This window comes from Myxococcus sp. AM009, from assembly GCF_013372605.1.
Classification (GTDB): domain Bacteria; phylum Myxococcota; class Myxococcia; order Myxococcales; family Myxococcaceae; genus Myxococcus; species Myxococcus vastator.
Map to the genome: position 1 here is coordinate 1 of NZ_JABXEP010000217.1, position 9,358 is coordinate 9,358.

Consider the following 9,358-nt stretch of genomic DNA (forward strand, 5'->3'; position numbering starts at 1 on the left):
GGGAGGGGGAGCGCAGGGGGGCCTCACACGCCCGCGAACCACTCGTAGCCGCGGTCTTCCCAGTAGCCGCCGGTGGGCTCGGGAAGGAAGTTTACCTCGGTGAGGTACTTCACCATCTTGTAGCCCAGCTTCACGCCCGAATAGAGGCGCAGGGGCGCGCCGTGTCCGGGCGTCAGCGGCTGACCGTTCATGCCGTAGGCCAGAATCGTCTGCGGATGGAAGGCGCTGGGCCGGTCCCAGGACGAATAATAGCCCGCGTCGAACGAGCGCAGCTCCACGTAGCCCGCTCGGGTGTCAGCGCCCGCGTATCGGGCCAGCTCGCTCAGGCGCACGCCATGCCAGGACGCCACCGCGCTCCAGCCCTCCACGCAGTGATGGCGGATGCGCAGGTCGGTGCGAGGCAGGCGCTGGAGGTCGTCCAGCGTCAGCACGCCGGGCCGCGCCACCATTCCGCCCACCTGGAGCGCCCAGCCCGTGGGCGCGAGCGGCACCGTGTCGGAGACGAAGTACTCGGGGAACTTCCCTGGGGGCGTCGTCTCCTCGGGAGGCAGCTCCGGCGCCAGCCGGCGTTCATCGAACAACGCGGCCTGTGCGCGCGCGTTGAAGCGCTCCATGACGCCCAGGAAGCCCTCGCGAGGGCGGCTGCTGTCACACGCGCTGACGGTGAGGGCGGTGGTGCCCAGCAGTGCCGTGCGCCGCGTGAGGAGGTGGCTAGGCATCCGGCTTCCTTCCGCCCGTCACCATCTCCACCAGGCTTCGCGGGTGGAGCAGCACCAGCGCGATGTGGCCCACGGTGAAGAGGGCGAGCAGCACCAGGATGATGAGGTGGACGGCGCGCGCCGCGTCGTAGCCACCCAGCAGCGAGGTGAGCGCGCCGAGCTGCACGGGCTTGTAGAGGGCCAGTCCGGAGAGCACCGCGAGCAGGCCCAGCGCCAGCGTGCCCGTGTACGCCAGCCGCTGGAGTCCGTTGTAGAGCCCCTGCGCGGGGGCGTGCTTGCGCACGCGCAGGTAGAAGGCGAGCGTGTCCAGGGCGTTGCGCGCGTCGCGGCGGGGCAGGAAGAGGCGGCGGCGCCACTCACCACTGAGGGCGAGGTAGAGCACGTACGCCACGCCGTTGAGCGTGAGGAACCAGGCGAAGGCGAAGTGCCAGTGACGGGCGCCGGCCAGCCAGCTCCCCAGCCGCATCCATTCGGGCGGAGTGATGCCCTGGAAGGGATACCCGCCGTAGGGACGGCCCTGTGGCCCGAGCATGGGATAGGCGACCCAAATCTGGAGGCCGCTGGCCGCCATGATGAGCAGCAGCGGCACGTTGAGCCAGTGGGTGACTCGGATGAGCCACGGCTGGGGCCTGCGTCGTTCAGGGGCTTGCACGCGCGCGGAAGAAAGCACCCGGCGTCACGCGGCGTGGGCGCGGTGTGGCTCGCGTTGATGGGCAGCCGTCATTCAGGGCTGGTGCCATGCGCCCGTGCGTCGCGCGGAGGACGAGCCCCTGGCCCCGGGGGGCACCCGGCCAACCGGGCCGGGCTTTCAGCTCGCACGAAACCTTCAGGCTGTTTCGTGCAAGGTGCAACCCAGGGCAGGAAGTCCGGGGCCCAACCCCCTGGAATGACAGGGGCACCGTGGGCGCTGGCCGGGCACGGCGGGTGCTCTTGGGGAGGGCACGACCATGCTCGCATCTCCACTGTCGTCCCTGCTGTCCTCCCTGTTGTTGTCCCAGGCTCCCGCGCCGGAGCCGTCCCCTGATGCCGAACCCCCGGGCCTGCTGTCCCGCCTGACGGTGGAGGGCGGGGTGGACGTGTATTACGCGCGCAACTTCAACCGCCCCTCTGACGGGGCCAGCTTCCTCCCTGGCACGGGCACCACCGCGAAGCGCGACAACGAGGTCTCCATCAACCTCGCCTCGCTGGGCGTGTCGCTGGCCGCCGCGCCCGTGGGCTTCAAGGTGCTGCTGGGCTTCGGCACCGGCATCGAGGTGCTGCACCAGGCCGAGCCAGAGGGCGCCGCGATTGGCCCCGGAGCGTGGCGCCATCTCCAGCAGGCCACGGTGTCGTATGTGACGGGCCCGCTGACGCTGGAGGCGGGCGTCTATCCCAGCCACATCGGCCTGGAGTCGTTCCAGTCGCAGCTCAACTGGACCTACACGCGCTCGTGGATGGGTGAGCTGTCGCCCTACTACCAGTCCGGCCTCAAGGGCACCTGGGCCTTCAATGATGCGTGGAGCGCGCAGCTCCATGTGCTCAATGGCTGGCAGACGATGGGTGAGAACAACCGCGGCAAGGCGCTGGGCACCCAGGTGGCCTACGCGGGGCACCGGCTGTCCGCCGCCTTCAACACCTTCGTGGGGGAGGAAGGTGACGGCGGCCTCCGCCTCTTCGCGGACGCCGTGGCCACCTGGACGGTGACGCGGGCCTTCTCACTGGCGGCCACCGCCGACGTGGGCCGGCAGGCGCGTTCCGGACAGGACGCGGCCCCGTGGTACGCGGCGGGCCTCAACGCGCGCGTCCAGCTCGCGGAGCCGGTGGCCCTGGCGGCTCGCGTGGAGGCGTACCGAGACCTGGACGGTGTCATCTCCGGTGCGTCGCAGACGCTGGCGGGCGGCACGCTCACCCTGGAGGTGAAGCCCGCCGAACACCTGGTCCTCAAGCTGGAGGCGCGCCACGACACCTCCACCGCGGACGTCTTCACCGCACGCGCCACCGGAGTGGATGGCGCACCCACGTTCGAGGACTCCGAGACGCTCGCCGTGCTCGGCGCCGTCGCCTGGTTCTGAACGGGAGCCCCACGCCATGGACCTCGTGCTCGTCCTCGTCACCACCGCTTTCTTCGCGCTCGCGTGGGCCTACGTCCACGGCTGCGAGCGCCTGTGAGGTCTTTCCCGATGACCTTCGAATACGCCGCTGGCGCCGTCCTGTCTGTGCTGCTCGGCGCCTACCTCCTCTATGCGCTGCTCCGTCCGGAGCGCTTCTAGGCCCCCGCCATGTCCTTCATCGGTTGGTCGCAAATCCTGCTGTTCTTCGCCCTGGTGCTGGCGGTGACGAAGCCGCTGGGCGCCTACCTCTTTCGCGTCCTCGAAGGCGACGCGCGCCCGCTGGCCCGCGTGCTGGGGCCCGTGGAGCGCCTGCTGCTGCGCCTGTGTGGCGCGGCGGACCGGCGCGAACAGACGTGGGTGGCCTACGCGAGCTCGCTGCTGGCGTTCAGTCTCTTCTCCGTCCTCATCGTCTACGGCCTCCAGCGCGCGCAGCACCTGTTGCCGCTCAATCCACAGGGGATGACGGCGGTGGGGCCGGAGCTGGCGTTCAACACCGCCGCCAGCTTCACCACCAACACCAACTGGCAGGCGTACGGCGGGGAGTCCTCGCTCAGCTACTTCACGCAGATGGTGGGCCTGGCGTGGCAGAACTTCGTCTCCGCCGCCGCGGGCATCGGCGTGGCCCTGGCGCTGGCGCGCGGCTTCACCCGCCGGCCCGGCCCGGACGGACAGAGGACGCTGGGAAACTTCTGGGTGGATGTGATGAACGCCACCCTCTACGTGTTGCTGCCGCTGTGTCTGCTCTACGCGCTCTTCCTGGTGTCGCAGGGCGTGCTCCAGAGCTTCGCGCCCTACCTGCGGCTGACGACGCTGGAGGGCGCGAGCCAGACGCTGGCGCAGGGGCCGGTGGCCTCGCAGGAGGCCATCAAGATGCTGGGCACCAACGGCGGCGGGTTCTTCAACGCCAACAGCGCCCACCCCTTCGAGAACCCCACGCCCTTCACCAACCTGGTGCAGATGGTGTCCATCTTCTCCATCCCCGCGGCCCTCACGTACACCTACGGGAAGATGGCGGGTGACACCCGGCAGGGCTGGGCCCTGCTCGCGGCGATGTCCGTGCTCTTCCTCGCGGGCGTGGCGGCGGTGTACGCGGCGGAGGCCCAGGGCAACCCCGCCATCGCCGCCGCCGGGCAGGTGGCGCAGGCGGGGAACATGGAGGGCAAGGAGACGCGCTTTGGCATCACCGCCTCCGCGCTCTTCGCCGCCGTCACCACCGCGGCCTCGTGCGGCGCGGTGATTGCCATGCACGACAGCTTCACGCCCCTGGGCGGCCTGGTGCCCCTGGTCAACATGCAGCTGGGGGAGGTCGTCTTCGGCGGCGTGGGCGCGGGCCTCTACGGCATCCTCGTCATGGTGATGCTCAGCGTCTTCATCGCCGGGCTGATGGTGGGCCGCACGCCCGAATACCTCGGCAAGAAAATCGAGGCGCGGGAGATGAAGCTCGCCATGTTGTACGTGCTCATCTTTCCGCTCTTCACGCTGGGCTTCAGCGGGCTGGCGGCGGTGCTGCCGCAGGGCGTGTCCTCGCTCAACAACGCGGGGCCGCACGGCCTGTCGGAAATCCTCTATGCGTACACCAGCGGCACGGCGAACAACGGCAGCGCCTTCGCGGGCCTCAACGCCAACACGCCCTTCTGGAACATCACCCTGGCCATGGCGATGCTCGGCGGGCGCTTCCTGGTGATGGTGCCCGCGCTGGCCATCGCCGGCTCCATGGTGGGCAAGAAGGTGGCGCCAGCGGGCCCGGGCACCTTCCCCACGCACGGCGTGCTCTTCACCGGTCTGCTGGTGAGCGTGATTGTCATCGTCGGCGCGCTCACGTTCTTCCCCGCCCTCTCCCTGAGTCCCATCGTCGAGCACTTCCTCGCCGGGGCCGGAAAGGTCTACTGAGATGTCCTCCCCTGCTTCGAAGCCGGTGTCGCTGCTGGACGCCTCGCTGCTCAAACCCGCGCTGGTGGACAGCCTGCGCAAGCTCCACCCGCGCGACGTGGTGCGCAACCCCGTCATGTTCGTGGTGTGGGCCGGGAGCCTGCTCACCACGGTGCTGGTGGTGAAGGACCTGGTGGCGCCGCGCCCGGAGGCCGCGCCGCTGGGCTTCACCGTGCAGGTCACGGTGTGGCTGTGGTTCACCGTGCTCTTCGCCAACTTCGCGGAGGCCATGGCGGAGGGGCGCGGCAAGGCCCAGGCCGGCGCCCTGCGGAAGCTGCGCAAGGACACCCCCGCGCGCCGCTGGAAGGACGGCCGCGAGGAGCGCGTGCCCGCGCCGGACCTGCGCAAGGGCGACGAGGTGATTTGCGAGGCCGGAGACCTCATCCCCGGCGATGGCGAGGTGGTGGAGGGCATCGCCAGCGTGGACGAGTCCGCGGTGACGGGCGAGTCCGCCCCCGTCATCCGTGAGTCGGGCGGCGACCGCTCGGCGGTGACGGGTGGCACGAAGGTGCTCTCCGACCGCATCCGCGTGCGCATCTCCGCCAACCCCGGCGAGTCCTTCCTGGACCGGATGATTGGCCTGGTGGAAGGCGCGGCCCGGCAGAAGACGCCCAACGAGGTGGCGCTCCACATCCTGCTGGTGGGGCTCACCCTCATCTTCCTGCTGGCGTGCGTGACGCTGGTGCCGCTGGCGCTCTATTCGGGCGCGCCGCTGTCGGGCGCGGCGGTGGTGGCGCTGCTGGTGTGCCTCATCCCCACGACGATTGGCGGCCTGCTGAGCGCCATTGGCATCGCGGGCATGGACCGGCTGCTGCGCAAGAACGTGCTGGCCATGAGCGGACGCGCGGTGGAGGCGGCGGGTGACGTGGACACGCTGCTGCTCGACAAGACGGGGACCATCACCCTGGGCAACCGCATGGCCACGGAGCTGCTCCCCATGCCGGGCGTGCGGATGGAGGAGCTGGCGGAGGCCTCGCAGCTCGCCAGCCTCGCGGACGAGACGCCGGAGGGGCGCTCCATCGTCACGTTGGTGAAGGACACGTACAAGATGCGCCCGCGCGAGCTCCAGGCGCACCACGCCACCTTCGTGCCCTTCACTGCGCAGACCCGCATGAGCGGCTGCGACCTGGTGGACCCGCACCCGCGCGGCATTCGCAAGGGCGCGGTGGACGCCATCGTCGCGCATGTGAAGTACCAGGGTGGCGCGGTGCCGGATGAGCTGACCCAGGTGTCTGGCCGCATCGGTGACGCGGGCGGCACGCCGCTGGCGGTGGCGGACGGCGCGCGGCTGCTGGGCATCATCCACCTGAAGGACGTGGTGAAGGGCGGCATCAAGGAGCGCTTCGACCGCTTCCGCGCCATGGGCATCCGCACGGTGATGATTACGGGTGACAACCCGCGCACCGCGGCGGCGATTGCCCGCGAGGCGGGCGTGGATGACTTCCTGGCCGAGGCCACCCCCGAGGCCAAGCTGGCCCTCATCCGCACCGAGCAGGGCCGAGGCAAGTTGGTGGCCATGACGGGCGACGGCACCAACGACGCCCCCGCGCTGGCGCAGGCGGACGTGGGCGTGGCGATGAACACCGGCACCCAGGCGGCGAAGGAGGCCGGCAACATGGTGGACCTGGACTCCAACCCCACCAAGCTGCTGGAGGTGGTGGAGGTGGGCAAGCAGTTGCTGATGACGCGCGGCACGCTGACGACCTTCTCCATCGCCAACGACGTGGCGAAGTACTTCGCCATCCTCCCGGCGCTCTTCATGGGCGTCTTTCCCCAGATTGCGCCGCTCAACGTGATGGGGCTGGCCTCGCCGTTCAGCGCGGTGCTGTCGGCCGTCATCTTCAACGCGCTCATCATCATCCTGCTCATCCCCCTGGCGCTGAAGGGCGTTCGTTACCGCCCGCTGGGCGCGGAGGCCCTGCTGCGGCGCAGCCTGCTCTTGTACGGCGTGGGCGGCGTCATCGCCCCCTTCGTGGGCATCAAGGTCATCGACGTGCTGCTCGGCGCCGTGGGCCTGGCGTGAAAGGACGCATCCCCATGTTCTCCACACTCCTCACGGCCCTGCGCGCGTGCGTCGTCACGCTGGTGCTCACGGGCCTGCTGTACCCGCTGGCCGTCACCGGGCTGGCGCAGCTCCTCTTTCCGGGGGAGGCCAACGGCTCGCTGGTGAAGGACGACCGGGGCCAGGTGGTGGGCAGCGCGCTCATCGGGCAGGGCTTCACCCGGGCGGGGTACTTCCATCCGCGTCCCTCCGCCGCTGGCGCGGGCTACGACGGCGCGGCGTCCTCGGGCAGCAACCTGGGGCCCACGTCGCTGAAGCTGAAGGAACGCGCGGCGGCCGAGCTGGAGCGCCTGCGCCGGGAGAATCCGGAGGCCCCGGGGCCCGTGCCCGCCGAGCTGGTGACGACGTCCGCGTCTGGACTGGACCCGCACCTGTCGCCGGAGGCGGCGCGCTGGCAGGCGGCGCGGGTGGCGCGGGCTCGGGGGGTGGCGCCGGAGCGGGTGCTGGCCGTGGTGGACGCGCAGGTGGAGGGGCGGACGCTCGGCGTGCTGGGCGAGCCGCGCGTCAACGTCCTGCTGTTGAACCTGGCGCTGGACCGGCGCTTCGGCCCGGCGCCGGGGGTGGGGGACGGCGGGCCGCGGCCGGGCCGTGGCGTGCCCTGAACACCGCTGCGTGCAGGCGCGCATTCACCACGTGAGCTTCGCCGGGCGCGAGGGCATCCTCCGCCGGCGTCCCACCGGATGGGGAGAGGATGACGATGACGCGGCGCTCACGCGCGGAGGACTTCCTGGAGCTGGTGGAGCGGGGCCGGCGCGGCCGGCTCAAGCTCTACATCGGCTTCGCGGCCGGAGTGGGGAAGACGTACCGGATGCTGGAGGAGGCGCATGCGCTGAAGCGGCGCGGTGTGGACGTGGTGCTGGGCTTCGTCGAAGCGCACGGCCGCGCGGACACGCAGGCGCTGGTGGAGGGCCTGGAGGTGGTGCCGCGCAAGCAGTACACCTACCGCGACGTCACCGTGGAGGAGATGGACCTGGACGCGGTGCTCGCGCGCAAGCCGCAGGTGGCGGTGGTGGACGAGCTGGCCCACACCAACCTGCCGGTGTGCCGTCACCGCAAGCGCTACCAGGACGTGCAGGCGTTGCTGGAGGCGGGCATCAACGTCATCGGGGCCTTCAACGTCCAGCACCTGGAGAGCCTCAATGATTTGGTGGGGCGCGCCACCGGCGTCACCGTGCGCGAGACGCTGCCCGACAGCTTCCTCAAGGCCGCCGACCAGGTGGTGAACCTGGACCTGGCGGTGGAGGACCTGCACGAGCGGCTCCGGGCGGGGAAGATCTACGCGGACGACAAGGTGCCCCAGGCGCTGGAGCGCTTCTTCAAGGCGGAGAACCTGGCCACGCTGCGCGAGCTGGCGCTGCGGGAGGTGGCGGAGAGCCTGGACCGCGCCACCGCGAGGCCAGCGCCGCGTGAAGGGGATGAGGGCTCGCAGCGGAGCGCGGCGTGGGGCCGGGTGTTGGTGGCGCTGTCCAGCCATCCCCCGCACGCGGCGACGCTGCTGCGCCGGGGCTCGCGGATGGCGGGGCGGCTGAACACGGACTGGTTCGTCGTGTACGTGGAGACGCCGCGCGAGGCGCCGCACCTCATCGACTCGGAGGCGCAGCGGCACCTGCTGACGAACATCGAGAAGGCGAAGGAGCTGGGCGCGGAGGTGGTGCGCCTGCGGACCCGGGACCCGGTGGAGGGCCTCCTGGACTTCGCGCGCTCGCACGGGGTGGGGCACATCATCGTCGGCCGCTCGCATCAGCCGTGGTGGAAGCAGCGGCTGGGGCGCTCGGTGGACGTGCGGTTGGTGCGCGAGGGCCGGGGCTTCGACATCCACGTGGTGGCCTTCGAGCCGCGGGAGGAGGGACGCCGCCCATGACGCTGCGAGCCCGGTTGTTGCTGGCCCAGGCACCCCTGGCCCTGGCGCTGTTGCTGGTGGGCGTGGTGGCCGTGGGGACGTTGTCCCGGCTGGGGCGCGCTGGGCCGCGGGTGCTTCAGGACAACTACCGCAGCGTGCTGGCCGCGCAGGAGATGATGGCGCAGCTGGAGCGCATGGACAGCGGGGCGCTCTTCATCATCGCGGGCGAGCGGCAGCGCGGGCTGGCGCAGCAGGCGGCGCAGCGCGAGCGCGTGGAGTCGCGGCTGCGGGTGCAGGAGGGCAACGTCACCGAGCCCGCCGAGGACGCGGCGACGCTCCGGCTGCGCCTGGCCTGGCGGCGTTACCTGGAACGCTATGAGGGGTTCCTCGCCCAGCCGTCGCAGGAGGGCGCGCGGGCGGCGTACTTCGGTGGGCTCGAGCCGGCCTTCCAGACGGTGATGGGCGCGGCCCGGGCCATCCTGGACCTGAACCAGGACGCCATGGTGCGCAAGAGCGAGGCGTTGCAGCGGCAGAGCGCGCGGGTGAACACGGTGATGGTGACGGCGGTGCTGGTGGCCTTCGTGGTGGGAGTGCTCGCCTCGCAGTCGCTGACGCACCGGGCGCTCCGGCCGGTGTCGGTGTTGTCGCAGGCGGTGCGGCGCCTGGGCGAAGGCGACTACGCGGCGCGCGCGGTGGTGGAGGGGCGGGACGAAATCTG

Annotated in this window: 9 protein-coding genes; 7 read left to right on the top strand and 2 right to left on the bottom strand. The window is 70.9% G+C overall.

Annotated elements, in window-relative coordinates:
* Nucleotides 1-23 precede the first annotated feature (23 nt).
* Together HV824_RS32675 and HV824_RS32680 are read right to left on the bottom strand one after the other, a co-directional pair.
* Complete coding sequence (locus tag HV824_RS32675; protein ID WP_176417606.1) at nt 24-719, bottom strand: molybdopterin-dependent oxidoreductase; 696 nt, start codon at nt 717-719, stop codon at nt 24-26.
* Nucleotides 712-1,371 (bottom strand): cytochrome b/b6 domain-containing protein, encoded by a 660-nt coding sequence (locus HV824_RS32680; RefSeq protein ID WP_368670922.1) that lies wholly within the window; start codon nt 1,369-1,371, stop codon nt 712-714. Before HV824_RS32680 ends, HV824_RS32675 begins: the two co-directional genes overlap by 8 nt.
* A 295-nt stretch (nt 1,372-1,666) precedes the next feature.
* On the opposite strand from HV824_RS32680, the gene HV824_RS32685 reads away from it, so the two are divergent.
* From HV824_RS32685 to HV824_RS32715, 7 genes are all read left to right on the top strand, one after another.
* A complete protein-coding gene (locus tag HV824_RS32685) occupies nt 1,667-2,770 on the top strand; it encodes an outer membrane beta-barrel protein (protein WP_176424997.1) in 1,104 nt (367 codons plus the stop codon).
* 108 nt (nt 2,771-2,878) lie between these two features.
* Entirely contained in the window at nt 2,879-2,968 is a 90-nt protein-coding gene (kdpF, locus tag HV824_RS32690) for a K(+)-transporting ATPase subunit F (RefSeq protein WP_163778980.1), read from the top strand.
* Nucleotides 2,969-2,977: 9 nt separating this feature from the next.
* Complete coding sequence (kdpA, locus tag HV824_RS32695; RefSeq protein WP_176424998.1) at nt 2,978-4,699, top strand: potassium-transporting ATPase subunit KdpA; 1,722 nt, start codon at nt 2,978-2,980, stop codon at nt 4,697-4,699.
* A 1-nt stretch (nt 4,700) separates the two neighbouring features.
* Entirely contained in the window at nt 4,701-6,761 is a 2,061-nt protein-coding gene (kdpB, locus tag HV824_RS32700; RefSeq protein ID WP_176424999.1) for a potassium-transporting ATPase subunit KdpB, read from the top strand.
* 14 nt (nt 6,762-6,775) lie between these two features.
* Complete coding sequence (gene kdpC, locus HV824_RS32705) at nt 6,776-7,402, top strand: potassium-transporting ATPase subunit KdpC (protein WP_176425000.1); 627 nt, start codon at nt 6,776-6,778, stop codon at nt 7,400-7,402.
* Between the two features lie 89 nt (nt 7,403-7,491).
* On the top strand, nt 7,492-8,661 hold the full coding sequence (locus tag HV824_RS32710) for a sensor protein KdpD (RefSeq protein ID WP_176425001.1): 1,170 nt from the start codon (nt 7,492-7,494) through the stop codon (nt 8,659-8,661).
* The coding region (locus HV824_RS32715) for a HAMP domain-containing protein (RefSeq protein ID WP_176425002.1) at nt 8,658-9,358 on the top strand (701 nt) is incomplete at its 3' end. The genes HV824_RS32710 and HV824_RS32715, both read left to right, overlap by 4 nt.